The 26,951-nt window shown below is 39.1% G+C and carries 23 protein-coding genes; 16 read left to right on the top strand and 7 right to left on the bottom strand.

The features are described from left to right. The first annotated feature begins 43 nt into the window (after positions 1-43). On the top strand, positions 44-994 hold the full coding sequence (locus tag QWZ08_RS07270; protein WP_290336626.1) for an MBL fold metallo-hydrolase: 951 nt from the start codon (positions 44-46) through the stop codon (positions 992-994). Positions 995-1,448: 454 nt separating this feature from the next. Continuing rightward, positions 1,449-1,736: a hypothetical protein gene (locus QWZ08_RS07265; protein ID WP_290336625.1), complete on the top strand. Its 288-nt coding sequence runs from the start codon at positions 1,449-1,451 to the stop codon at positions 1,734-1,736. A 327-nt stretch (positions 1,737-2,063) separates the two neighbouring features. Here QWZ08_RS07265 and QWZ08_RS07260 read toward each other — a convergent pair whose 3' ends face one another. The 4 genes from QWZ08_RS07260 to QWZ08_RS07245 form a co-directional block, all read right to left on the bottom strand. After that, a complete protein-coding gene (locus QWZ08_RS07260) occupies positions 2,064-2,972 on the bottom strand; it encodes a hypothetical protein (RefSeq protein ID WP_290336624.1) in 909 nt (302 codons plus the stop codon). 14 nt (positions 2,973-2,986) lie between these two features. Then, the gene (locus QWZ08_RS07255) at positions 2,987-3,316 is read right to left on the bottom strand and encodes a hypothetical protein (protein WP_290336623.1); all 330 of its coding nucleotides are present in this window, start codon (positions 3,314-3,316) and stop codon (positions 2,987-2,989) included. Positions 3,317-4,088: 772 nt separating this feature from the next. Next, on the bottom strand, positions 4,089-4,355 hold the full coding sequence (locus QWZ08_RS07250; protein ID WP_290336622.1) for a helix-turn-helix domain-containing protein: 267 nt from the start codon (positions 4,353-4,355) through the stop codon (positions 4,089-4,091). Positions 4,356-5,050: 695 nt separating this feature from the next. After that, a complete protein-coding gene (locus tag QWZ08_RS07245; RefSeq protein ID WP_290336621.1) occupies positions 5,051-5,668 on the bottom strand; it encodes a fibronectin type III domain-containing protein in 618 nt (205 codons plus the stop codon). Positions 5,669-6,161: 493 nt separating this feature from the next. Here QWZ08_RS07245 and QWZ08_RS07240 point away from each other — a divergent pair, with 493 nt between their 5' ends. Continuing rightward, positions 6,162-7,025: a DUF885 domain-containing protein gene (locus QWZ08_RS07240; RefSeq protein ID WP_290336620.1), complete on the top strand. Its 864-nt coding sequence runs from the start codon at positions 6,162-6,164 to the stop codon at positions 7,023-7,025. A gap of 178 nt (positions 7,026-7,203) precedes the next feature. On the opposite strand, the gene QWZ08_RS07235 is transcribed toward QWZ08_RS07240, so the two are convergent. After that, positions 7,204-8,265: an RloB family protein gene (locus QWZ08_RS07235; RefSeq protein ID WP_290336619.1), complete on the bottom strand. Its 1,062-nt coding sequence runs from the start codon at positions 8,263-8,265 to the stop codon at positions 7,204-7,206. Next, a complete protein-coding gene (locus QWZ08_RS07230) occupies positions 8,249-9,565 on the bottom strand; it encodes an AAA family ATPase (RefSeq protein WP_290336618.1) in 1,317 nt (438 codons plus the stop codon). Before QWZ08_RS07230 ends, QWZ08_RS07235 begins: the two co-directional genes overlap by 17 nt. A gap of 168 nt (positions 9,566-9,733) precedes the next feature. Here QWZ08_RS07230 and QWZ08_RS07225 point away from each other — a divergent pair, with 168 nt between their 5' ends. The 3 genes from QWZ08_RS07225 to QWZ08_RS07215 are packed head-to-tail and all read left to right on the top strand — an operon-like array spanning position 9,734 to position 16,448. Continuing rightward, positions 9,734-11,818 (top strand): HsdM family class I SAM-dependent methyltransferase, encoded by a 2,085-nt coding sequence (locus QWZ08_RS07225; RefSeq protein ID WP_290336617.1) that lies wholly within the window; start codon positions 9,734-9,736, stop codon positions 11,816-11,818. Then, on the top strand, positions 11,815-13,140 hold the full coding sequence (locus tag QWZ08_RS07220) for a restriction endonuclease subunit S (RefSeq protein ID WP_290336616.1): 1,326 nt from the start codon (positions 11,815-11,817) through the stop codon (positions 13,138-13,140). Before QWZ08_RS07225 ends, QWZ08_RS07220 begins: the two co-directional genes overlap by 4 nt. Continuing rightward, positions 13,137-16,448, top strand: coding sequence for a DEAD/DEAH box helicase family protein (locus tag QWZ08_RS07215; RefSeq protein WP_290336615.1), 3,312 nt, complete (start codon positions 13,137-13,139; stop codon positions 16,446-16,448). Before QWZ08_RS07220 ends, QWZ08_RS07215 begins: the two co-directional genes overlap by 4 nt. A gap of 312 nt (positions 16,449-16,760) precedes the next feature. Here QWZ08_RS07215 and QWZ08_RS07210 read toward each other — a convergent pair whose 3' ends face one another. Beyond that, positions 16,761-17,486 (bottom strand): YozE family protein, encoded by a 726-nt coding sequence (locus tag QWZ08_RS07210; RefSeq protein ID WP_290336613.1) that lies wholly within the window; start codon positions 17,484-17,486, stop codon positions 16,761-16,763. A gap of 338 nt (positions 17,487-17,824) precedes the next feature. Between QWZ08_RS07210 and QWZ08_RS07205 the strand changes: the two genes are divergently transcribed. The 10 genes from QWZ08_RS07205 (at position 17,825) to QWZ08_RS07160 (ending at position 26,402) form a co-directional block, all read left to right on the top strand. Beyond that, the gene (locus QWZ08_RS07205) at positions 17,825-18,145 is read left to right on the top strand and encodes a hypothetical protein (protein WP_290336612.1); all 321 of its coding nucleotides are present in this window, start codon (positions 17,825-17,827) and stop codon (positions 18,143-18,145) included. A 272-nt stretch (positions 18,146-18,417) separates the two neighbouring features. Beyond that, positions 18,418-19,470, top strand: coding sequence for a hypothetical protein (locus QWZ08_RS07200; RefSeq protein WP_290336611.1), 1,053 nt, complete (start codon positions 18,418-18,420; stop codon positions 19,468-19,470). 284 nt (positions 19,471-19,754) lie between these two features. After that, on the top strand, positions 19,755-20,309 hold the full coding sequence (locus QWZ08_RS07195) for a transposase (RefSeq protein ID WP_290336610.1): 555 nt from the start codon (positions 19,755-19,757) through the stop codon (positions 20,307-20,309). A gap of 320 nt (positions 20,310-20,629) precedes the next feature. After that, positions 20,630-20,794 (top strand): hypothetical protein, encoded by a 165-nt coding sequence (locus QWZ08_RS07190; RefSeq protein WP_290336609.1) that lies wholly within the window; start codon positions 20,630-20,632, stop codon positions 20,792-20,794. A 146-nt stretch (positions 20,795-20,940) separates the two neighbouring features. Beyond that, positions 20,941-21,327: a VOC family protein gene (locus QWZ08_RS07185; RefSeq protein WP_290336608.1), complete on the top strand. Its 387-nt coding sequence runs from the start codon at positions 20,941-20,943 to the stop codon at positions 21,325-21,327. A gap of 320 nt (positions 21,328-21,647) precedes the next feature. After that, positions 21,648-22,364, top strand: a complete 717-nt coding sequence (locus QWZ08_RS07180) for a helix-turn-helix transcriptional regulator (RefSeq protein WP_435387587.1) — start codon at positions 21,648-21,650, stop codon at positions 22,362-22,364. A gap of 70 nt (positions 22,365-22,434) precedes the next feature. Next, positions 22,435-22,839 carry a VOC family protein gene (locus tag QWZ08_RS07175; protein ID WP_290336606.1) on the top strand — a complete coding sequence of 135 codons (405 nt, stop codon included), beginning with the start codon at positions 22,435-22,437 and terminating at the stop codon, positions 22,837-22,839. A gap of 770 nt (positions 22,840-23,609) precedes the next feature. Continuing rightward, positions 23,610-23,996, top strand: a complete 387-nt coding sequence (locus QWZ08_RS07170) for a DUF805 domain-containing protein (protein ID WP_290336604.1) — start codon at positions 23,610-23,612, stop codon at positions 23,994-23,996. Positions 23,997-24,141: 145 nt separating this feature from the next. After that, on the top strand, positions 24,142-24,471 hold the full coding sequence (locus QWZ08_RS07165; RefSeq protein WP_290336602.1) for a hypothetical protein: 330 nt from the start codon (positions 24,142-24,144) through the stop codon (positions 24,469-24,471). Positions 24,472-25,208: 737 nt separating this feature from the next. Beyond that, complete coding sequence (locus tag QWZ08_RS07160; RefSeq protein WP_290336601.1) at positions 25,209-26,402, top strand: glutathione-independent formaldehyde dehydrogenase; 1,194 nt, start codon at positions 25,209-25,211, stop codon at positions 26,400-26,402. Positions 26,403-26,951 lie beyond the last annotated feature (549 nt).

Raw genomic sequence — 26,951 nt, 5'->3', positions numbered from 1 at the left:
TACGTGAGAGGTAATTTGGTAACGCATCTAAACTATACAAACAGTGGCGAGACTTTACTTCACCTCAGTTCTTTTGCTATCTTTTCTTGTTTCTTCCGCACAAGTCAACACAAATAAAGATAGTTCCCTTAACGGGACTGCTATAAAAGTTACACTACTTGGTACTGGCACACCACAACCGCTGATGGACCGCTTTGGACCCTCCACACTTGTTCAGGCAGGCAACACTGTTTTATTATTTGATGCTGGCAGGGGATGCCTGCAAAGGTTACGACAGTTGAAGATAGAGTATGACAGCCTGGATGCCTTGTTTCTTACACATCTTCACTCCGATCATATTGTAGGGTTATCCGACTTGTGGCTTACAGGGTGGCTTATAACCGACCGAAAAACGCCCTTGCCCGTGTTTGGGCCAGCCGGCGCCAGGCAAATGACTGATTACTTGCAGAAGGCGTATGCATTTGATATGAAAATAAGGGTGGAGGATGATAACGTAGCCATTGAAGGAGGCCAATTAGTAACCACTGATATAAAGGAAGGTATTGTGTATGAAAAAAATGGAGTAAAAGTGATTGCATTTTTAGTAGACCATTACCCTGTAATTCCGGCTTTTGGATATAGAATAGAATATGCCGGACATGCTGTTGTGCTGTCAGGAGATACGCGTTATTCAGCAAATCTTATCAGGTTTGCAAAAGGAACAGATTTGTTAGTGCATGAAGTGGTTATTGCTCCAGGCACATTAAAAGTAACCGATCCCAAATATCACATACTGGCACATCACACAACACCTGAACAGGCGTGCAGGGTTTTTAAAGCTGTTCAGCCAAAGCTTGCGGTGTATGATCACATTGTGCGCCTGTATGGGCATTCACCTGATGAAATAATTAAACTTACCCAATTGAATTATTCAGGTCCGTTTGTAGTAGGTGAGGACTTAATGAATTTCTCAGTTGGCGATACCGTCACTATAAAACGATGGGGAGAAAAATAAAACCCTCATTGGCGTAACCAACCATTAGTAATCCAAACACAACAATTCAACAAATCATAGTTCAGACAAAAAATGATTACTATAATTAAAAAGCACCTTCCCAATTCGCTCATCATAAAAATCACAACAATCAAACAAATCAAAGTTCAGACAAATGCAGATAGCTATGACAAAATGCAGTAACCCTCCAATTGGCCCATCGTGTAAATCATGGCAATCAAATAAATCGTGTTCAGACAACTGCAAATGGCCATGATTAAAAATGCAATCCCCCCGATCCTAAAAATCACACCAATCAAACAAATCACAGTGCTTACAACATCACCGCAATCCAACCCCTTCCACGCACAAGGTAATAGTTACCCAACAGCCGGGGCAATACCTTCCTCAGTGTACAGTAAAACATTCATGGCCGTTAATTTGCAGACAGTATTGTGAACTAAAAAACACACACATGAAACGAAACACCATCCTCGCCATTTCAGCAATGGTTGTGCTGGCAGCCTGCAGCAACGGCGGCACGTCAGACACAAACACTACCACCGACACCATGCCTACCGGTAAAATGGATACCATGCAAACGCAACCAACCGGCCCAACATCCGGCAATGGTAATACGGCCGCAGGCACATCCAATCCAGCCCCTAACTTAACAGACACTGCAGCCATAGGCACCAATCGCAGCGCCGGCAGAGATACCAGTCATGTACCGAAAGACACGCCGCACAGAATGAAACACTAGCCGGCAACAAAGAATGCAATTCCGGTTTGTGCCATTTGCATCCCGAAAATGGAAAATAACACGCCTGTAAAAAATATACAGCAGTTACAATCAATGTGTTGTGTTACTGGCACAGTTTAGGACTTGTATACTGTACAAGCGATGATGAACGAAGAGAGGAAAACGAAAAGCAGCTAACAACATCACCGCAGTTAAAATTAAAAAGGGTTTTCCCAAAGATATAGTCATTCAGGATTATGGTATAAAAGCGCCGTCTCAACAAATGAGGCGGCTTTTTTATGACGGTAAGTGGAGAGGTGAGTGGTGAGAGTTGAGTGGTGAGTGGCGTCATTGAGCAGCAAACGTTTTAAATGATAACGACATATCTACACCACGCCCCACAATAAAACTTTCAATTTTCATTACGCCATAAAAATGGTTTCTTGTAATATATGCTATCAGCGTTCCGCTATTTACATAGCGCTTGTCAATTGAGTTGCCCGTAAACAATCCCTTTGCCTCATTTTCTTTTAGCTGCGCTAAAGTTACATTATCGTAGCACGAAGCGCAGGTACCCAACAGGTAAAACCTGGCGCCATTTTGCGGAACAATGCTTGCCGTGTTTGCATCATAAACGTTCCACCAAAAATCGCCTTCGGTCGCCTGGCCGCTTTTTTCTAAATCAGCATGGAAAGTAGAATGTACGATTGTATTTTGCCGTTCAGTTAACATTGGTTCATGCAACATTGCAGCCCCCGTTGTAAGCGCATGTACCGTTAAAGGGCTTTCAGTGCCTTTCGGGCTCTTTATGTCAATACGCGGACGCATTGTCATTGGCTGGCTCGTTACACCTGTACTTGTGTTAGTATGCGTTTCCTGCACAACGACAACCGGCAGGTGCAGCATTGAGTCGGCTGCTTTTCTTATATAACGTGCATCGCCCCGGCGGTTCGGCTTTAAAGGCGGCGGTGTAAAAACAAGTGCTTTGTTTGCGTACATTTTTGCATCGGGATAACTGGCGGTATTAAAACTGGCAGCAGCCAGCATGAAATACGTAAAAGCCGCCGGTACTTCGTGTATACTGTTTTTAAAACTGGTTAAGGCAGTTTCAAAATCATTGTTGTTAAAGGAGGTTATTCCCTGAACTAAAAAATCCTGAGCCCTGGCAGTATCCTGGCCAAGCGCTTTGTTTTTGCTGAATAAAACAATCAGCACAACAAAAAATAACAGCGGCTTTGTAATGTGTTGCAGTTTCATACATGTTGGTTTAATTAGTGAAACACAGATTTCAATTCATTGCTGTCAACCTTTTTCATAGGCACCACCGGCGTTGTAGTTTTGGACGTGGCTGTTGAGTCTTTAGTGATGGTAGTATTGCTTTTTGTATTGTAGTAACTTACTGTTTTGTTAATGTAAATGGCAATGGTAATCAGCATAATGCCAAGTGCTACAAACAACAGTCCGGGCGATACACTTGCGAGGTCTGCTTTAAAACCGGCAAAGCTGGAAGAAAATTTAAATTCACCTTTAACCCCGGCAGAGATAAGGTTGTAGCCAAGCTTAATTGTTTTATACCCCAAAATAAAGCAGATGATTTTCATAACAACAATCATTGAAAATGAAATGAGGTATATTGTTTCGGGGGTTTGATTCATACAATGGCTTGTACAGTAAAATGGTTGAGCAGTGGGTTTTAACAACTTAAGAAACGATACTTTACTAAGGGCTGGTTTTTTAAAGGAATTTACCCGGCTTAAGTACCAAATAACCAGGATGGAATGTTTGTAAAAAATGAACAGCCAGGTTTTTAAAAATGCAAAGCCAGCTTACTTTAAACTTACAATAAAGATTCTACAAATGCAAGCCGGCACCCGCTTCCGCACGGGGTTTATTTTTATCCGCATCCAATTTGGGATGTAGTGTTGTATTTTCTAATGAGGCACATGATTAAAGATGAAGTGCACCTTGATTCGCTAATCACCACAATAGTCTGAACATGATTTTTGTGATTTTATGATTAATATGATTAAAATGCAGTACCTCCCCAATCCGCTAATCACCACAACAGTCTGAACATGATTTTTATGATTTTATGATTCACATGATTAAAATGCAGTCTCCCCCAATTCGCACATCATAAAAATCACAACAATCAAATAAATCACAGTTCAGACAAAAAAATGATCACCTTAAAAATCTGCCCTCATCCGCCCAATCCGTGTCATCCGCGTTCCATCCTTCGCTAAAATCAGCGTTCCATCTCCGCTACAAAAAAAGGGCGCTCCACACCCTTACAGGTGGCAGAGCGCCCGCTCGTCGTATCAAAGTAACAAACCCTGCGAGGCCAGGGGTACTCGTTTGTGGGGACAGGATTCAGGTCCGCCCCAGATGCTGGTTTTCCCGGAGATATTGTTGCAGCACCGCCTGATCAAAAAACACTTTACAATTCGGGCGTTTCTGGATGTATTTTATATTACCCTCGTCACGGATTATTTTCAGCGACCGTTCGCTGATGCGTAAAAAAAATGCAGCTTCTTTATTGGTCAGTAAATCATTCGGCAATGCCGCATCGGCCACAGGCGCAGGATCGTTAGCAGGAGGAATAGTTTTAAGGATACGTTTTTTGTAAGGTTTAGGCATTCGCAAAATTGTTTTTTAGGTTTAGATAAAATAACAGCAAAGCGGCCCAGAGGTAACGAATGAAGTATAAATAAAGCTAATTTGTTTGTAAAATGCAAACTTTATGAGAGAAATGTTTAAACTGACGGTGGAAAGCTGAAGGCTTAAGGCAGAAAGCAAAAAGCAGTAGGCAATAGTCAATAGGCAGTATGCAGTAGGCAATAGTCAATCAATGTCGTTTACTTAAACCATTAAAATTTATCCCGATAGTAATACTTTACAAAAAGGCATGAAGTTTACAAGTCCTGTTTCGAGTTTAAAACAGTAACTGGATAAGCTGCATCTTTTGCTTCGGTTCCGGCCAGCCGGAATTCAAAAAAATGCGCAGCATATTTTTTTGAAAGAAGCAAAAGCAGCAGCGTTCCAGTTACGCAGCCCGCCGGCTGAGGAGGCGAAAACAGCAAATAGAAAAGCAGCAACAAATTGCAATGGGCGCTTCAATCATTCTCCGGACTAATAAATTAAACGACATTGAATAGTCAACACGCAAAGTAAAAAGGAAAAAAGTAAAAATTAAAAAGGCAAAGCCGCAGCTGCAACAGCCAAAGCAGAAAAAAACAGGCGGGCAGCCTGAACAAGCAAACCAATCCCAAACCAGGCAGAGACACCTCCGCTCAAATCAGCCTTAAGCTTTCCGCCTTAAGCCTTAAGCTTTCTTACTGCGCAAACAAACTAACCACGCTACTATACACCAGTTGATTCCTGCTGCCGCTCACCGCCACCCTTACCCAGTATTGCTTGCCCGGTAGCAGATCCGTAAACACATACTTGCTGGTGGTACTCAGGTTGTTTTGCCAAACGGTAGCATCAGTAGGAGGTTCAGTACTCAGCTGATGATTGTAGCCCTTGCCACCCTTTACCGCCTGCACCTGGCTCACCAGGCTGCCACTTGTTACCCCGTTGGTGAGCGACGCGTTTTGCGGCGCCTCCAGGTAAACCTTACCCGGTTCCTTGCTCAGCGGGTAGCCACTGCTGGTGAGCATCGTAATACTGCCGTTGCTCACATTCATAATGTACAGGCCCAGCAGGCGCTGCACCTGTTCCAGCGCCAGGCGACTCTCATTTTTTTCCGCCACACTGTTTTTACCCAGGTCTTTCGCCGCAACAAGGGCGTTGCTGTAGCGGGTAACAGCCGCATCAACAATGGCCAGCGATGGGTTAGGGTTGGGGAAGTTCGCATTGCCCTGCATACTCGTGTTAATGTGCCTTGCAGTGGTTTCAAAATCCGCGTCCGATAAACGGCTAAAGCTCGTGTTAATACCCGGCATTTTCATAAAAATAAGTTTTAGGTTAGGCCCACAAAAGCGTGGAATAAGCTATAACCCGCCGAAGTATTATTTATTGTAGCCATGTCACAAACTGCTGCAAACTTCCACAAACTGCTGCAAAATAGTTTGCGGCAAACTGTAAAAAACCGTCCGAATGCCCGCCCGGAACGCCGGAAGAATCCGGCGCAACAGTAAATATTAGCCATTGTCTGTTTACTATCGACCATTGATCAACAACAAAACTCTTTTGATAACATACAGAACGGCTATGTTGTATAACAAAAATCTTTTGACAACATACAGAACGGCTATGTTGTTTAACAAAGCCCGAAGTACAACAAACAAAAGGCTGCTGTATACTAACAAAACAAAAAAAGTATACAACAAAAAGCTGCTGACGGTGTACAAAACGTTTTTGACAGCAAACAAATCACTTCTGCTGACAAACAACAGGCCAATGCCCGCAAACAAATGGCTTTATCCTGCATACAAATAGCTTTTGCTCACGTACAACGGCCCATCATTGCCGAACCGCGAGGTTTTAAATACAGTATTGTCCCAACATTGTTGCAATGTGCAGCTTCATTGGCGTCGCACTCTTGTACTGTTTACCGTTGAGGGGCTTATTGAAGCGGTTGTGCGTTTACTCCGGTTAAAAACCATGTTTGGCCGCGTGCGCAAAACCAAATTCGAGATCCGGCAAACCGAAGCCTTTCGTGCCGCCAGTGCCAGTGCGGAGTATTACCCCGGTTTGGCCAACGGCACCCGCCCCGGTATTTTTTATATCCCCATTTTAGATGCTACCAAGTTTAACACCACCAGTGGTATGGAAAGCCTGTTTTTGCACGAAGCCATTCCCGGTCATCATTACCAGGGTTCGCTGCAGGCCGAAAATGCCGCCCTGCCCAAATTCAGGCAGTTTATCTGGTACGGCGCTTATGGCGAGGGCTATGCCCTGTACTGCGAAAGTCTCGGCAAGGAGCTGGGGTTGTATACCGACCCTTACCAGCACATGGGCGCCCTCGGCGACGAGATACACCGTGCCATCCGCCTGGTGATAGACGTGGCCATGCACACCGGTAAGATGAGCCGCGAGCAAGCCATCCAATACATGACGGCCAACGAAGCCATCAGCACCGAGGGCGCCACCGCCGAAATAGAACGCTACATGGCCTATCCCGGGCAGGCCCTCAGTTACAAAACCGGTGCCTTAAAAATCAGCGCTCTCCGGGCAAAATACGCAAGCCAGTTAGGCGAAAAATTTAAGCTCGCCAACTTCCACGACGAGTTACTCAAAGACGGCTGCCTGCCGCTCGACCTGCTGGAAAAAAAGATGGACAACTGGTCAAAGCAACAGCAGTAGGTTGTTTGCGGTATAAATATTTTTTTGTCCGGGCAGTTGATTCATTAATCAACTGCATTGGCGTCGCACTCTTGTACTATATAACTTTATTGGGCTTTTATGGAAGCGGTTGTAGGTTATCAAAACAAAAATAGCATCCCCCCATCGCTCTAGGTTTACTAGTTTAGCAAAGTAAAAATTAGATACTAAACATTAGATTTTTGTTTTCAAAATAAAAGATAGAATATAGATGTTCATAAGATTTTTCTGTCAATAAATCTATAACAAATGTGTCACCTGGATATAAAAGCATTCGATCTCCAAAAGTTTTACGTTTGCCATTTGAATAAACCTTTGTAAAAGCAGCCGCCGGTATTATTTCAGTTACGTTAGAATTGTTTACCAATTTCATCTGTGCAGCGTCTAATGAAATTTCTATTTGTCTGAAATTATAGCTTTCACCAATATTTAACCAAGTCCATGAATTACCAGTAAGTCTTTTTATTAGTTCGTCTGAATTAACATACGGATTTCGGTTATAAATTTCAATACCTGTTTCTCGAACATTACTCTGCGCTCGTAGCCAAACCGAATTCTCAAAGCCAGTTTGAAGGCGGGTTTTTATTAATGGAAAAAGAGAAGTAACCCCTTTAGAATTATTCCAATACCCTTTGCTTGATGCATAACCATTAATACATTCCTTTCCCTGGCAATCCAGAGAATTTTGGTTTGACCCACATTCTATTGATTTTTTATTTTTTCCTGTAGTCCTGCATTCAGTTCTATTAAACGGAAAATAAATTTGCTCAAAATTTAAGAGTAAATAATATTCGAATGCCATACTTGAAAAAGCAATATTGACCTTTCTTCCTCCTATTTCTTCTCCTGCTTTTTCAAAAGCTTCTTTACGTGCGGGATGATTATCATGATCAAATACAACCCAAACTTCATTGTAAGTACCATCTTTTAATTCATCCTGCCCATTAAGTACCCACTTAAGTGGCGGCGGCCCCTTGGGTTCAAAAGGCTCAACTGATATGGCTTTACGTAGTACTTGTTTTTTTCTTTCAATCTTAAAAGATTCGTACTTTTTTGTCTCAACAATCTCAACTATCCTTGGTTCTGGCTTAATGGTTATTTCTATTGGATCAATGGCATAAGTTCCAATCTTAATTTCCTCAAGGATAGAATTGAAAAATAACGGCTCAGTATTTACACCTTCACAAATAATGAGTAAAGTTTTATTAGGATTTCTCTTCAAGGTGATATAAATTTTCCAGGGAAGAAATATTTGGAATACCACCAAATTTGCCAGCTAAATACCACTTGTCAAAAGGCGTGTCTTCTCTTACTTCATTAAAATCCTGTAAGGAATACAAAGAAGTCGCACCAATTTCATTTTTCTCCGCAAACCATATCTGATCTCTTCTAAACATTGTTTTATCCAGTAGGTTAGTATCGTGTGTTGTGAATATTAATTGTGCATTTTTCTTATTAATTCGTTTGTTTTGAAAAAGAGATACTAGTAGTTTAGATAAAAAAGGATGTAAACTCGTTTCTAATTCATCAATGAATAATATTTGGCCATTTTCAATTACATCTAACATCTTCCCTCCCAAAGAAAAAATTGCTTTAGTTCCATTAGATTCGTCAGCAAAAGGGAGTTCTTCATTTGAATTTATTAATTTAAAATTGTTAAACAGAGAATGTCTTCCAAATATAGAATATTGGAATTGCGTATATTCACCAATCACTAATTTTCTTATATCCGAGGGTAAATCTTTAACTATCTCTGACAAGTCATTTTCAAGAACTTTTATACTATTTAAACCAGTATCGGCTAATTTAACTAATGCATTAATCTTATCTAGCAATTTACTATCGTTCGAAACAAGTTTGCTAATTTGATTTTGTAAAGCTATCGATTGGTTTGTATTAAATGCATCAATAAATTGCAATTTTGAAATATATAAATATGCAAGGTTTATAATTTCGTTTGTGATTTCTCCGCCAAACTTCGACATCAATGTTTGATTATGAAAAACGTCTATTGTTTTTGATTTGGTTCCATCTTTTATTTTCCCTCGATGTATTATAGATTGACTGTTATCAGGTGGATTTCTTGATAACAAAACTACCGGTTTTCTTTGTGGCCAATATATCAATTGCTCCTCAATTACATTTCGATTATCAAACTTTATTTCGTACTTATATTTGATAGTATCATTACCTATAAATTCCAGATAAAATTCAGTTGGCGCTTTAGCTGTATCAATATCAAATTTAAAAGGGCTGAATAACAAAATGCTTTCGCCAACCTTTAATTTATCATGCCCGATATAATTAACAATAGCAAATACTGCCTTTATGAGGTTTGATTTACCAGAAGCATTTGCACCATATATCATTGCAGTGTTTAATAATCTTATTTCGTCGCCAGCCTTGCCTATGACCTGGTTAAAAACATTATTTTCTTTTGATTTGGATGCTTCAGCAATCAAACTGAATGTAACGTCGTCCTTAAAAGATCTATAGTTTTTGATAAAAAAATTCAATATCATAATTCAAATTGTGTGTGATTTATGCAAAAAATGTACTTTGATTCTTAAAACTAATGATTTATACACTTAAATGCGTTTGTTTTTTACATATTATGATGTTTTGAGCATATTTTCGCCGGTAATAATAATTTGAAGGCGTCAACTAGGTAAACAATAATAATAATAATAATGGCACATAATATTTTACAATACGAAAGCCAAGTTTGGAGCACAGCAGATTTGCTAATTGGTGCAGGTATAAAACAAAGCGATTTTCCAAAATTTATGATGCCATATTTTGCCCTGATAATGGTAGAAAGTAGGCTTATTCGTGAAGCAACAAACCTGGGAAAAGAATTTGGGAAGAATGATAGTGATGCCTTCATAGAGGAGTTTAAAGATTTGGGATTGGGCTACAATGATTACGTAGTAAGGAAAAATAAAACTCTTAAAGACATTTGCAAAAATGATAAAACTTTTGATGTTGATTTTCATGCTTACCTGAAAGCCTTTGACCCGGAAACTAAGTATTTGTTAGGGGTTGATAAAGGAACAGAAGAAGAAAAGTTTTTGGATATATCAGGTATGAGCGGACAACTGAAAAAGAAGCGTATTTTGTTTGATACAGTAAAAGCATGGAGTGAGATTGATTTAACGCCATTTAATAATTCAGAGATAACTACACTTGAAGAACACATCAAACGCAAGTGGGCTGATATATCCGCAGAAACAGCCGGAGAGCAGTACACCCCTGATGATATTATTTCCCTGATTTCTGAAATCATTATTTCCAAATTAGCTGATAATGGTAAGTTCCTTACCATTTACGACCCCACATGTGGAGGCGGTAATTTGTTGTTTGGTGTAGAAGATAAAATAAAAAAAACTTTTAACCGTCCAACAAAAACCTTTGGTGAAGATTGGAGCGATAGTCTTTTTGCATTGGCGAAAATTGAAAGCCGTTTTAGGGTTGATGCTGATATTCGTTACGGTAATACGCTTACGAATATTTCATTCATTGAAAAGAAATTTGATATTGTAGTTGCCAATCCACCTTACGGTGTTGATTGGAAAGGGTACAAAAAGGATATTGAGAACGATACCACCGAAAGGTTTATTGCTTTACCTTCTGTTTCAGACGGACAATTTCTATTTACCCAACATATTATTTCACAGTTGGCAGATGATGGGCTTTCTATTGTTGTACACAATGGTTCTACATTGTTTAGTGGTGATGCTGGCAGCGGAGAAAGCAATATACGCAAACATTTTTTTGATAATGATTTTGTAGAAGCCATTATTCAAATGCCTACTGATGAATTTTTCAACACAGGTATTTACACTTATTTGTGGGTGTTCAATAAAAATAAAGCAGCTGAACGCAAAGACAAAATTATAATAATTAATGCAAGTGAATTTTATAAACAACTAAAAAAGAATAGAGGTAAGAAACGCAAATACATGGAACTCGAAAATAGGGCTGTTATTGTAAAAGCATTGGCAGATTTTAGGGATACCGAATTTGCAAGAGTGTTTGACAAATGGAATTTCTATTATAATAAGCAATCAATAATGCTTACAAATATTGATGAAAATGGAAAAACCTATGAAAGCTTACTGCCGGTAAAAACAAATAAAGAAGGGGAAGAAGTTAGGGTAAAGTCGGTAAAGTTAGAGCCAGTTAAAATTGTGCAAACAAACGACGAAGGCACAACTGAATTTAAAGAAGTAACAATACTGAAATTTGTAAACCAAGGTGATTTAAAGTATACATCGTTACAGGACTACTACGAAAAATATATTAACCCAACTATCGCAGCATTAGATTACAAAGAGGGCAATCTGAGAGTACACACCACCAAAGCAACATATTGGTATGATAGTGATAGAGATACTTTGATCGAAGAAATTAAAGGCAAGCAAAAAGAATTAGGCTGTGGTAAAATAGTGCTTAAAAGTTCATACAAAAAGGCAACAGCCAAGCAAGAAGCATACATAGAATTAACGGCAGAGCTTACTGCAGATTATCAAAAGGATAATGAAATAATTGCTTACTCTCCTGATGAAACAGAAAACCAAAAGCGGATTGATGAATTTATGGCAAAGTTTATTACCAAACCTTTTAAATATTTAGAAAATGTAATTGGTGCAGAAGTCAATTTCAATAAAATTTTCTTTAAACCCGAAATCCAAAGGGATGTAGATACAATTGTTAAGGGTTTAGAAAAACTTGAATTGGAACTAGCCACTCTTGAAAACGATTTAGCACTATGAATTTAACAGCATACGATAAATATAAAGATTTAGGTGTTGCATGGTTCGGTGCATTGCCGCTGCACTGGGAAGTAAAACGAAATAAAAATATTTTTTACGAAGTATCTCAATTGTCTAAATCAGGAGAAGAAACATTGCTTACAGTTTCGCACATTACTGGTGTTACACTAAGAAGTGAGAAGAACGTAAATATGTTTTTTGCGGAGACAATGGAGGGCTACAAAATTTGCAAAAAAGGTGATTTAATAATTAACACAATGTGGGCATGGATGGGGGCTTTAGGAACATCAAAGTATTATGGTATTTGCAGCCCTGCTTACAATGTTTACCGGAATGTAAAAGGTGTTGATTATAATCCTGAGTATTTTGAATATTTATTTCGTATTCCTAATTCAATAATGGAAATGACAAGATATTCTAAAGGTATAGTATCCTCAAGACTAAGATTATATCCCAAAGACTTTTTTCAAATTCTTTCACCAGTTCCACCAATTCAAGAACAAAATTCAATTGCTGTTTACCTAAATAAAAAAAGCACTGCAATTGACAGGAAAATTTCGTTGTTAGAAGTCAAAATTTCACATTACAAAGAGTTAAGTAGAAAGCTAATCAATAATATAGTTCGTAAAGGTTTGCAAAAAGATATTCCATTAAAAGAAAGTGGTATTGAATGCATAGGTAAAATACCAGAACATTGGATTGTAGAAAGATTGAAGGCATTGGGTGATATTGAAACAAGTAGTGTAAATAAGAAAATAGAAGGAGATGAAGTGCTAGTAAGATTGGTGAATTATACAGATGTATATGGTAATGCTAATAAGGAAATTTGGAATGATGAAAACTATATGGTTGTGAGCGCTAATAAACTTCAGCAACAATATAAAAAGTTAAAGAAAGGAGATGTATTATTTACTCCAAGTTCTGAAACTATTGAGGATATTGGTGTATCAGCCGTTGTAATGGAAGACTTAAAAAATACACTTTATAGTTATCATATTTTAAGGCTAAAGTTTAAAAAAGAAATACACTTAAATTTCAAAAAGTACCTCTTCAATAATGATTTTGTACAAGAATATTTTAGTAAGTCTGCTACTGGTACCACAAGGAAAATATTAGGATTGAATACGTTTTATAATTTAACAATTGTGTTCCCTCCTTCACAAGAAGAACAAATTAAAATAGCAAGCTATTTAGATACCAAAACCCAAATGATTGATAAAATAACTATGAACATTGCGAGGCAAATAGAAGGGCTTAAAGAACTTCGTAAATCGCTCATTAATGATGTGGCAACAGGTAAACTAAAAGTAACTGGAACATGAAAGAATTAGACCTGCAAGATAAATACTTAGTCAACTTTTTAACCGAAAGACAGGACGGACTTAAGTACAAAGAAGTAAAAGCTAATACTGTGTCCTCACAATTTTTTGTTGTAGAGGACTTGAAACATTTTATTAGCAGCACAACACTCAACAAGGATAATTACAAGAAACTGTTACGCAAATTTAGCAGTGAAAAAGAGTTGCTTGATAAGTTCATGGAGTTTCTGAACCAACGTATCAAAGAAGCAATGAACATGGCTATCTTCATCAATAGCAATAAGTCAGTAACCTTTGAAGGTGTAAAGTTGCATTTGTTTTATCCAAGCGGCAGCGAAACCCATGAGGACAAACTATTTGATGAAAACATCTTTTCAGTAGTACAGGAATTACCTTACACATTCAAATACGAGGGCAAGCAATTATTTTCTTTCAGACCCGATTTAACTTTTTTCCTCAATGGAATTTATTTAGGCTACAGCGAACTTAAAAGCAATTACAATAACCAAAATGCCAGGGATAACGGAAGAAAGAAAGTTGCCAAAGATTATTTGCAAGCTGCACAGGCTTATTTAGAAATAGCAGACGGTAACGACATAAGCCTAACCATTCGCAAAGAGTTTCTAAAGATTTTTGAAAAGGCAATTCACATCACATCTACGGATATAAACGATACTTATGTAATCCGTAACATCAGCAACCAGTTTGATGAAATAAAAAATACAGTTGGTTCCGGCACTAATGATTTTGAGAACTATAATAAAAAAGTTTTCAAAGACTTTAAGGCTTACCCATTGCGGAATAAATCAGGTTCAAAAACTGAACGCTTTGAAGAAGTATTTAAAACCCTTTACGATAAAAAGATGGTAGAGAAAGAAATACTCTATTACAATTTTATTGAACGGGAGTTAATCAAAAAAGAAAATAGTAAGGGCAAAGAATACAAACACAATGATGGTAGGCTTATCAGCCCACGACCAAAACAAAAGTTTGGTGCTGATAAAGTAATGAGCAAAATAAATGAGTTTTTAGAGCATGAAGCAGAGCCAGACTATTTCATTAATAAACTAAGGTCAGAACTCAAAGCAAAGGGATTAGGTGATGCACAGGCAGAAGAATTAGTTGCAAAAAGGCAGAAGTATCAAAACAACAAAACTGTTTACTCATTGCTTTTGCAGTATGCAGCAGGGTTTGGGAAAAGTAATATTATCGGTTGGACTGCCTTGCAACTCAAAGACCTTCGCAAAGACGGTGAATATGTCTATGATAAAGTAATGTTGGTTGTGGACAGGGTACAATTAAGAGACCAGCTTGATACCAAAATGCACAATTTGAACATACAGAAAAGTATGTTCATGGAGGCTTACAACCAAAAGACTTTTACTGATGCTTTAAAAAGTGATACAAGGATTGTAGTTGTGAATTTGCAAAAGTTTGCCTCTGTAAAAGATGTATTAGCCCCTGATATTGTAATGAAGTTGGCATCTTTGCGGATTGCCTTCTTAATAGACGAAATACACCGTAGTAATAGCGGAACACAGCATGAAGAAATGGTATCGCTGTTTGATGAATTGCAAGCCAGCTTTGATAACAGTAAGGACTACAAAAAACAACAGCAAAAGAAAAATCTGATTATTGGTTTCACCGCTACCCCAAGCGACCACACTTTAGCAAGGTTTGGAGAGTTCAACAAGTATGCTGAGGCAGAAAAAATTTGGGTTCCCTTTGATAGTTACACGATGAGGGAAGCCATTGAAGATGGCTACATTCTTAATCCGATAAAAGGCATTGTTCCGGTGTCTGCTAAAATGTTTTTTGAAATTCCTGACAACGAATTAGAAGGCTTTGAAGGTGATACTGGCTATGAAGAAATTCCTGATGATACAGATAGGGGAATAGATGCACAGGGTAAAAAATATGCAATCAGAAAAAAGAAAATCTACCAGAATCCTGACAGAATAGAGGCTATTTCAAAATTTGTTGTAGAAAGGTTAGTAACCACAGTTTACCATACGATAAGAGGCACAGCCAAAGCAATGCTTGCTGTTTCCTCAATTAAAGCAGCAATCAAATACAAGAAATTCATTGATAAATACTTTGCGGAAATTGTAAAGCAGAAAAAATACGAAAGGTTTAAAGATGCACCGATTTATATTGTTTACAGTTCAGATGGACAAGACCAGCAAAATGCGACTTCATTAAATGCAGGGCTATCCGAAGAAAAGGTATTGCAGAATTTCGCCATCAAAAAGAATGGTTTAATAATCGTTGTAGATAAACTGCAAACTGGTTTTGATGAACCCAAGTTACAAACCTTATTCCTTGATAAAGAAGTTAGCGGAATAAATGCAATTCAAACCATTTCAAGAGTAAACAGAACTACCAAGTATAAAAATGATTGTAAGATTATAGATTTCTCTTACAAGAATGTGAATGTAAAAAACATAAAGGCAGCCTTTGAGCATTTCAGCAATGTAGTAGTAAGTGATTTTGACCCTTTGGGTGATGAAGCAAAATTGGAGATATACTATAATGAATTAAAGCAATGTGATATTTACACAGCCTTCTTTGACAAGTTTGTGAAGTACGAAAAAAAGCAGTTGGATATTTCTGCAATACTGGAAATTGAAAATGGCTTTGCTGATTTCATAAACAATAAAAAGAAGGAAGCTAAAGCATTAAAAACTGCAATTAACAAGTATTTCAATATTCTAAACCTGATTGAGTTTGTAATTGAATTAGAAGAAAGATTTAGTGAAGATTATTTTTTACAGTTCTGGCGGAGGTTCAACAATGAATATAATAACATCAACAAGCAAGATGAAATTATAGATGATGTTGAAATTTACTTTGATAACAAGATTGGAATTGTAGCCCCGGCAGAATACAAAGACAAAGTGAAAGGCAAACCTGCGGTAAATGGTGGCTCAAATGGCTCAGGTGATAGGCAGTACAAATTTGATATTCTAAAAGTCATTGCAAAACGTAATCAGGAAGAAGAAGCCATTGAGGAACTGATAAAAGACTTTGAAGCCAAGATTGAAAAGTTCTTTGAGTATGTAAAAGCAGATGAAGCAGGGATAAGAGTAATAGCCAAAATGCAAGATGATGGTTCTGCATTTGATGAAGAAGAAATCTACGAAGATTTTGCAAAAATTTACCGCAAGTTTGTTAGAAGGAATAAAGATTTAGGAGAGTTTTTTATAAGAGAAACACAGGATATTGTTAACCAGTTATGTGATGATTTTGAAAGAACGCAGATCAAACCATATCCTGAAAATGATATGATTTCCATAGCTGCCGAATCATAATTTACTCCAAGTTGGCTTTAGCATGCCTTGCTGTAAATATATAACGCTGTTGTGACTTAAGTTCCTTGCGCAGCAACGTCTCCTCCTCTCTCACTTGGCGCGAGCGTTCTAAAAATGTGAAGTCTGCGTTGACCCATGGGTTTTGGGCAGGGAAGGGTCATTGGCTATCCTTGTGCCAGACGAGAAAGAGGTAACAATATAATGCCGCAAGGGGCTTACTGAAGTGAGTCTGCGTTGGCGCAGACTGAAACACTTGAAGAATAAATATTTATAAAGCACCCTCTATTATTCGTAGAGGGTGCTTTATCGAATTTATGATGTGACAAAATTAATACATGCCAACTCTGGAGTGCTTCGTACCTCATCCAAAAATAAAAAATGTTCGGAACCTGCATTCTTTAAAGGACGCTCTATTTTAAATGTATAATGTCTTTCATCAACTTTAGTAATTGTTACCGGGTAAGCCTTTCGCCCATCCCATGATATCCACGCTTTATCTCCGGGAACAAATTTTTCAACGGTTCTCTCCGCATAGTGGAGTGGAGTTATTTTTCTAACAACTACAATCTTTCGCAGATCGTGATTTTTAATTGAAGGCTTTGCTACTATCGATTTACGTGAAACTGGGCAATTCTTTTTTTTCAAATAAGCAATATATGTTCTCCACGCCATTTTTAAAGCTGCTGTTGCCCCAATCGAAGCGTTTTTAAAATGCAAATAGTCTTGGTAATCTTGGAACGAATTATGAGAAGGCCATTCTTTATCGCGAAGCATATCTGTTGCCAAATCTCCAAGTGGAGAGTTTCTATTCTTGTGCTTTTTTAACCAGTCTGTGAAGGGTACGTGGAATAAGTTGGTTACGACTTTAACCTCAAGGGGTGGATTTTGACTAAGCATCTTGTGACAATGCTTCCAATTTGAATAGCCATGTTTCTTAGAAATCAAATCCAAAGCCTGAGTATGGCTGATTGCTTGCTGCTTCTTGAAATTTTTTGCTTGGCGCTTAATATAAGCGATGGTGTGTTTCGAATGTTTCATTTGAAATATACTTTTAGGTCCCCACAAGAAAAATGTCGCCCACCAACCATTTCTCAGATGTGAGAAAAAGTGTTTTCAAATAAAATTCAATGCAGTGCTGATACAACTTTGCGGCGGTGGGCGGCAGGCTTCTGCGAAGCCAAGTTGAAGGTATAAAATTTTCAAATTAAAATGTCACTGCTATAAAATAATTCTGGAAAATTTTATTAACAATAATATTAATTAGCGATCTTAAAAAACAATCAAAAATGCTATATTAGTATCTAGAAAAATGCCTCTCACACTTTTCATTCCAAGCTTTGTTTTAGCCGTTCTGGAATTTTAAAACATACTGCATCATGAATATGAAGACCTATACTGATTGCTGGAAGAAAGAGCTACTGCATATCCGGATTTTGTTGAAGAAAGACCTTGCCCAAGGCAAATCGTTTAGTGTTGGGGGCGCTCAGTTTAAGCAGGCAGCTCGTAATAAGCGACCTTCCGGATTTGACTTTTCTTTAATAATTAATAATGGCAAATTAGTTTACAATAGTGTTTCAGTAGTTGGGACAAATCTGTGGGAAGTTATTCAGGCAGACTTAAAAACCAAAGAATTAATCGCCGGTAAAAAAATTGAAATTAAAATGGAAGATTTCATTTTCACAATCAAGTCCACGTAAGTGTAAACTTTTCCTTCGCATTAGATACTCCCCCGAACCAAAGTGTCGATCGGGCGTGTACACTATGGACCGATTAACAGTGACATACAGCACGTAACGTTTTCGGCTATGCTCAGCTGGGACGTGTAAAGGTGATCATTATTTATTCCGGGCATATTGTAATATCAATTATACAAAATATTATAACGTTAATTTCCCGTATTGTAATTCTGCTTTTTTTTTAATCTATAAAACTTGTATCAGATTTTACGTGTTTTACGTAATTTTAAAACATGCCTACACTATCATCATTAAACATACCGACGCCTAAAAGTTGGGATGAATTCGAAGACATTTGCCTTAGTAGTTTCAAACTACGTTGGGCAAGTCCTAATTTGACAAAACACGGTAGACAAGGCCAACCGCAAAATGGTGTTGACATATATGGAGAAGATAACCTTGGTCAAATTGTTGGTGTACAGTGCAAGAATTATGATTTAGAATTAACAATGAAAACTATCGAAGAGGAAATTGAAAAGACCGAAAGCTTTAAGCCAGATTTAAAAGCCTTTTACATTGCGACTACAGCTCCGTCTGATACAAAGGTTCAGTCCGCTGTCAGAATAATTTCTGGTAAAAGGGTCGTAGCTAATAAGTTTCCAATTGGAATCTTCTTTTGGAATGACATAATTCAAGACTTAGCGAATAATGAATCGGTATTTTCGAAGCATTTTCCGCAGTTTAATATAAAAGGATCTAATACCCATAATGGTCAAAAGTTACTTGCCGTACTTGATTTGGTATATTATGGTGTTAATTTCAGTCAATCTTTGGGTCTTCTGTTTGGCGAGGTGTATGAAGATCCTAATCAGTTATCGATTCTTTGTAACGTTTTGGAAAGTGCATCCATGCAGTTGATGACTGAAAAGAAACAGCAAAATCTTGTTGCTGACTTAAAAGAAATTGTCGATTACGTTCTTCCTTGGGTGGAAGGAAATGAAAAGAGAGAACAAGGGTGGGCTCCTGTAACAAAAAGAGTAAAAAGTGTAGAACAAAAAGTTATTGGCTTGCAATATGAACTTTCTAATGATGAATTGGTAGTGTTTCAGCTTGGTCTTGCTTTAGCAAATTGGGATAGAACAACGGTAAACAACAGGAATATTAGACAGAGAGACGAAGATAACATAAGGAAATTAACACGTAAGCTCTTTGGGAAAACGCCCAAGGGAATTAATAATGAAATAAAAATTTACAAAGACGATAAAACGATAGGTGTTGTAAACTGTCCTTTTAAATGCTATGTGATTTGTAAGGACTACATAATTCAAAGGCAACTTTACGAATGAAAACTGCTTCCCTTCCTCTCGGCAACGTCTCCTCCATCCCAGCAACATCTCCACCCGAACCAGTGCGTTAGCCAGGGACGTTGCGTGCTACGGAGCAACGAAAGTAATAAGCCAGACGCAACGTCCTCGGACTATGCTGCAAAGGCCCGTTGAGAGACGTTGCTGGAAAACGTTCTATAGTACGAACTGGCTTTAAAATTCCACCACGCTCTATAGGATTTAAATAAAACCAGCATTATCTTTATTCCATGCCGGTTAAGCGCACCATACCATACAACAGCGGAATGTTTTTTATAACCTTCACTTGCTATGAATGGCTTTCATTGATTGATAAAACAGCAGGCTACGATATTGTATACAACTGGTTTGATCATTTGAAATTAAAAGGGCATTTTATAAACGGATATGTGATAATGCCTAATCACGTGCATGCATTGATAAGTTTTATCAACACAAAGCAAAGCATTAACACCATTGTTGGCAATGGCAAAAGATTTATGGCGTATAAAATGGTTGAACGCCTGGAAGCAAACAATGAAGTTGAATTGCTGCAAAAGTTATCCGCCAATGTAGAACCAATAAGAAAAGCAAACAATAAGCAACACGAAGTATGGGAGACTTCATTCGATTGGAAAGATTGTCGCAGCAATGAATTTGTATGGCAGAAACTGAATTACACGCATAATAATCCCTGCACAGGTAAATGGCAACTGGCAGCCAATCCAATTGACTACATCCATAGCTCAGCAAAATTCTATCTCACCGGCGAACAGGGCATTTATCCGGTTACCAATTTTATGGAAATGGAAGAAGTAAACTTTAATTTTAGCAAAGCGTAATTCAATATGCGCAATATCTTAACTATGCTTCAAATGCGGATGAGAGACGGTGCCGGGAAGAAGAAGATTTCCCTTCCCAGCAACGTCTCCTCCCGAGCCAGTGCGCTGGCCAGGGACGTTGCGTACTACGGAGCAACGAACGTAATCAGCCAGACGCAACATCCTCGGCTATGCTGCAAAGGACCGTTGAGAGACGTTGCTGGAAAAACAAGACTCGATGAGAGACGTTGCTTGAAAGAAAGAAGTAAACTTTAATTTTAGCAAAGCGTAATTCAATATGCGCAATATCTTAACTATGCTTCAAATGCGGATAAGAGACGGTGCCGGGAAGAAGAAGATTTACCTTGTTGAGCCAGCAAGGCACCAGGATAGCCAACGCACATTGCCAACGCTACACCCTTGCGCCAGATGCAAGAGCTGTCAGTTTGAAGAGTGCTTGCGCCAGGCCGGGGATGGAAGATGCACCAGCCACAGAAGGATGGTAGCGTTGCCAACAACATACTCCATTTTTGGTGGAAAAGGATATTTAATGGACTTGTGGAATTAATGAACGCAATAGAATTTAATTAGTAACCTTTTTAGAAAAACTAACTTCGTTAAGAAATATTAATAAGATTTAAACAAGCAGCAGATGAATTTTGACCATGCAGCCTTCCAGGTTTCGGATATTGAAAAAGCCAATAAATGGTATATTGAAAAATTGGGTTTTACATTTCTTTTTCAAGGTATCAATGAAGAGCAGCAGGAAGCTTATTCGTTTTTAGCTTATGGCAATTCAAAATTAGAGTTGATCCAGGATTTATTAACTTCTTATCAAAAGCCTGAAATCAAAAAACCATTTTGCCCACATGTATGTTTGGAAATTGAAGATATGGAAGCAGGGTTGAAGTTTTTGAAAGAAAATAATATTACTGTATTACGAGGTCCGTTAATGATTGAAAACGAAGAAACCTGGGTTTATTTTGCAGACCCGGATAATAATATTTTGGAATTTATCCAATGGTTTAACAAAAAATAGAAAACAATTATCGCCCTTTTGGGGCAAGCGTTCTATGCTTCCGTGGTTGGTGTAAACGCTTCGATCTCCTGGGTTGCGCCCACCTACCTGTAGCGAAATGAATTATCTTACAAATAAAAGTGAAAGCCAGCGACTTTGAATATAACGGTCATCGCAATTCGTACACCGGATTAAATGAGGTCTATTTTTGGACAACAACTATCAATCAATGGCAGCATTAATTCAAGCCGGATGAAATAAAATGATTGTCATCACCCCATTGGCAGCAATCCTGCGACTGCCCTTACTGACATCAAATGACCACTTTTGAACAATAAAGAATGAATGATAACGACACCAAACGACTATCACGGCTCACTGCAATGCTAACCCAATTGCAAACAAAACGGGTATTGACTTCAACAAAACTTGCTGAAAAATTTGGAGTAAGTGTCCGGACAATTTATCGGGACATAAAAGCATTGGAACAAGCTGGTGTGCCAGTTGTAACGGAGGAAGGAAAAGGGTATATGTTGATGGAAGGTTACAGCGTTCCGCCAGTGATGTTTACCGAAAACGAGGCAAATGCCTTAGTCACTGCTGAGCAACTGGTGTTGAAAAATAGAGATAGTTCTCTCAGTAAGGAATATACAGAAGCGGTAAATAAGATTAAAGCCGTGTTGTTATATACAACAAAAGAGAAAGCAGACTTACTTTCCAAAAGAATTGCAGTTAGTGCAGCCATGCCAGGCACAAGCATGAGTAATTCACTGACCTTTATCCAGAACGCCCTGACGGATTTCAAAGTTTTGAAAATTACTTATCAGTCAGAACACAAACAAGAAAAAACAGAACGAAAAATAGAACCATTTGCATTGTATTATAATCTTGAGGAAAGCTGGACACTTATTGCCTATTGCAGATTGAGGAAGGATTACAGAATGTTTCGGTTAAGCAGAATTTCAAAATTGATGACGCTTGAAGAAAAGTTTACGCCGCACAAACTGACACTAAAAGAGTATTTAGACAGCAAAGAAAAAAACTTTCAGCACCCCTGACATACCCTTGTCATAGCGCCATTTTACTTTTGTGAAATAAATAATTCTCAGGCAATTAAAACAAAAGAAAATGCAAAACAGGAATGTGGTATCAGTAAGAATAATCACCGCTGACATACAACGTTTAGTACAATTTTTTGAAAAAGCAACCTGTATACCAGCTAATTGGTCGACAGACGACTTTGCTGAAATAGTTACCAACTCCTTCACCCTGGCAATTGGAAGCACCCGGACACTGGCTTTTTTTGGAGAAGGAATAGCCCGGGCGGCCGCTAACAAAAGCGTAATTATAGAATTTCTTGTGGAGAATGTGGATGATGATTACGAGCGGATTAAAGATTTAACTACTGACATTGTTCAGCAACCGGCAACAATGCCCTGGGGTAACCGTTCATTACTATTTCGTGACCCGGATGGAAATTTAATTAACTTCTTCACTCCGGTGAGTGCCGAAGCGATTAAGAAATTCGCTTAGTCCCTGCTTCCATGGTTGGTGTAAACGCTTCGATCTCCCAGGTTGCGCCCCACCGACGGGTAGCAAAATGAATTTAACTTGCAAATAAAAAGTGAAAGCCAGCGACTTTAAATACAATGGCAATCGCAACTTCGTACCCCCATAGGCGCAAGAGTGCACTAAGCAAACGAAAATATAATAGGCGCTGGAATGAAGCGATAGTTTTGCAGGCTGGTTTCCAGTGTCAGCTTGTTACTACTATTCGGCAATGTAAAGCTTCCCTCGCTAAAGATTAAGAACAAGAAGGCACAGGAGAAGGACACATGCGCCAGACGGAGTTTGGTTTTTTTTTCAGGCAATGTACCATGGCCCGCCGGTAAATAAGATTGGCGATGCTGCGGCAATTGTAAAAACCGGTGCACTTATTACCATTTATAGTACAGTTACAGAATGTAAGGCTGCATGGTATATGCTAAGCTGTATATTTGAATCAACGATTTATTTGAGCCAGTATTGCCAATGTTGTAACCAGGTACTTCCTAAATACATACTGCAAAAACATACCCGCAATTTAGCAACAGGATAAAGTGAAGCGCAGCCAAAAGCTGATGTAATAACCAAAGGGCATAGCCGGTGCCACGATTTAGTTAGCTTAAGTGATAGCACACACCAATGATTAAAAATCAGGTAGTGGTTATTAAACATAAAGCCATGGCGAAACATTGAGTTACCGGTATTAAAGGAGTACGACACAGATTGTATAATAAGTAAACCTGATAAAACCTGACACCATGTTTAAAGCACCATTTTCATTTGAAGGGCGTATAAGGCGAACCGAGTATGGTTTAACGTACCTTATTTACGTTGCAGCATCAGTGGCTATAACCCTGCTTACTGAAGGCGGAAGTGAAACTGCCAAATTTTTATTGCTGGGGTATGTGCCGCTTTTGTGGCTGCTATGGGCCCAGGGATCAAAAAGGTGCCACGACAGGGGCAACAAGGGCTGGTACCAGTTAATTCCCTTTTACGCTTTCTGGATGCTTTTTGCCGACGGCGATGTAGGAGCAAATGAATATGGATTAAATCCAAAAGGAATCGGCAACGTAGATGAAATTGACGAAATTGGTGATTATCTCTCGCCCGAAGGTGATCCCTCCACCCGCTATCATCCCAATTAAGTTCAGTCACAGTGCTGCAAACTTTCCCCCAGCAACGTCTCCTCCGGAGCCAGTGCGTTGGCCAGGGACGTTGCGTACTACGGAGCAACGAATATAATCAGCCTGGCGCAACTTCCGCGCCTATGCGTCAAACACCCGGTGAGAGATGTTGCCGCTTCTGTGGTTGGTACAAAATGAATTGGTAAAATTATATGGCTACATAATAATGCCCAATCACATTCACTTGTTGTGGGAACAGTTAAAAATGAACGGCAAAAAGTTCCCCAAGAATGGATTTGAAAAATTTACAGCCAAAACATTCATCGACAACATGAAGGCATCGAACAATCCGGCATTAAAAAATTACGCCGTAACAGCAGTAGACAGAAAACATAATATCTGGTTAAGAGATCCGCTGGCAATACAAATTCTTAATAAAGAAATGGCAGCACAAAAACTGGACTACATGCATTTGAACCCAATGCAGCCACATTGACTATGTAGTAATCCCGCAGATTACCGCTTTTCTTCTGCACGGTTTTACGAAGGGCCGGGAGATGAGTTCGGCATACTAACACATTTCGGCGAAGTATTCTAACCGAAGACGTGGGCGGTGGGAACACCGGACCACGGGAAGAAGGGGTTTTCGGTGATGGAAGGCGCACCGGCCACGTAAGCAGAAAACTGCTAATACAATTGCTGCTAAGTTGGGAACAAAAAGTTAAGCTCTTTCTGCGCCGGTGTTTCCTGGTTACGACGTTTCTTCCTACCAGATTGTTTATGGGAAAACCACCGGACAAATAGAAAGCATCTGCAGGACGGTACCTGGATTTATGGCATTAATAATTTCTTAGCGTTGATACAGATTTAATGAGTATTCCTGTTTACGGTAAGGGGTTTCTGAGAACAATATTCTACAGGAAATTTACTGGCAGTAGCTGATAAATCTATGGCATGTTTTTAATCTGTTTATAAATCGTCGTTTCATTACTCATTTCTCTTAACAGTTATCTTTCGTTTATAAAAATACCATCCTGTTTTTTTACCTGATTTTCTGCTGCTGATTTGAGCTACAGGATAAATTCAAATTGCCTGTATGCCCGGGCATAAGAGCAAAAATGCAGAAAGTTGGAAGGGTGGATGAACGTGGATGCTTATTAAAGGCGTTACACGGTTAATAAAATGGCAAACTAAAATTATTAAACAACATTTCAAACACAAAAATCAACAAGTATGAAAGCATTAGTTTATTACGGGCCCCGGGATGTCAGGATTGCAGAAATGCCTGATGCCAAAATTGAAGCGCCTACGGATGTACTGGTTAAAATTACCACTACTAATATTTGTGGCTCAGATCTGCACATGTATGAAGGAAGAACAAACATGGAAAAAGGAAGGATCTTCGGTCACGAAAACATGGGTGAAGTAATAGAGGTAGGAAATGCAGTAACCCAGATCAAGGTGGGGGACATGGTTTGCATGCCATTTAATATTGGCTGCGGTCATTGCAAAAACTGCGAATCTGGCTTCACCGGGTTTTGCCTAACCATGAACCCTGATCCAAAAATGGCTGGCGCAGCTTATGGCTTTGCCGGTATGGGGCCTTACAGTGGCGGGCAGGCGGAGTTTTTAAGGGTACCTTATGGTGACTTTAATTGTCTTAGATTGCCGGAAGACGCGAAAGAAAAAGAGAATGATTATGTAATGCTTTCAGACATCTTCCCCACTGGTTACCATGCAACGGAACTGGCAGGTGTGATGCCCGGCGACTCAGTGGTAATTTATGGAGCTGGCCCGGTAGGACTAATGGCGGCTCATTCGGCGTCAATCAAAGGAGCAGGAAAAATAATGGTTGTTGACAATCATGCCGACCGGCTGAAGCTTGCAGAAGAAATGGGTGCTATAGCTATTGACTTTTCCAAACATTCCGCTGTGGAACAGGTACTGGAATTAACAGATGGTAAAGGTGCAGACAGGGGCTGTGAATGCGTGGGCTACCAATGCTGCGATAAACATGGCAGGGAGCATTCCAATACTACGATGAACGAACTTGTACAGGCTGTTAAAGCAACCGGGTCCATTGGTGTGGTAGGTGTATTTGTAAAAGAAGACCCAAAATCAAAGGAAGAACTGCAGAAAAACGGGCATATGGATTTCGACTTTGGTTCATTCTGGATGAAAGGCCAGCGGATGGCCACTGGCCAGGCCAATGTAAAATCGTACAACCGGCAGCTTTGCGCACTCATATCATCCGGCAAAGCAAAGCCATCTTCAATAATTTCCCATGAACTGTCACTTGATGAGGCTCCGGAAGCTTACCAACATTTTGATGAAAGAGACAAAGGATGGACAAAAGTGATACTTAAACCCGGAAAGAAAGCGGGGAAAAATAGTACAAAGAAGGGTGCCATTCATGCTTCCGTATAATTAAACCTACCTAATTAAAGCCCGGTATTTTACCGGGCTTGTTTAGGTTGTTGTAGGATCGGCAATCTGCCTCCGTGGTTGGTGTAAACGCTTCGATCTCCAAGGTCGGTGTCCCTCAATTGACGCAAACGGTCTATTGAAATGAAGTCTGCGTTGGCGTAAGGATGTAGGGCGGGGAAGGAGCGTTGTCTATCCTTGTGCCAGACAACAAATTTACTAGCAATGATAATGCACCCATTGCGGCAACCATAATAGCAGCGCAAACAAAAACAGTATGCCCGTAAATTACTGCAAATGTTACTTTGCTAAACCAGCAACGTCACAAGGATAGCTGGCGCACATTGCCAGCGCTACATCCTGCGTCAGCTGCCAGCGTTCAACAGTTTGAGGAGCTGCTTGCGCCAGGGAGGCTTTCGATACATAAAATATACCAACCAGGGAAGCAGAAGTCTGAATAAAAAAGTTGCAAACAATTTAATATTGCTATATTTATTACCTCTTTTCCTTCTTGTAATGCTTGTCATGGCCTTCCCTGCCCCCGTCTTTGTT

It is taken from the genome of Ferruginibacter paludis (assembly GCF_030409685.1).
In the GTDB taxonomy this organism is placed as follows: Bacteria; Bacteroidota; Bacteroidia; order Chitinophagales; family Chitinophagaceae; genus Ferruginibacter; species Ferruginibacter paludis.
This window is presented reverse-complemented; position numbering and strand designations above follow the sequence as displayed.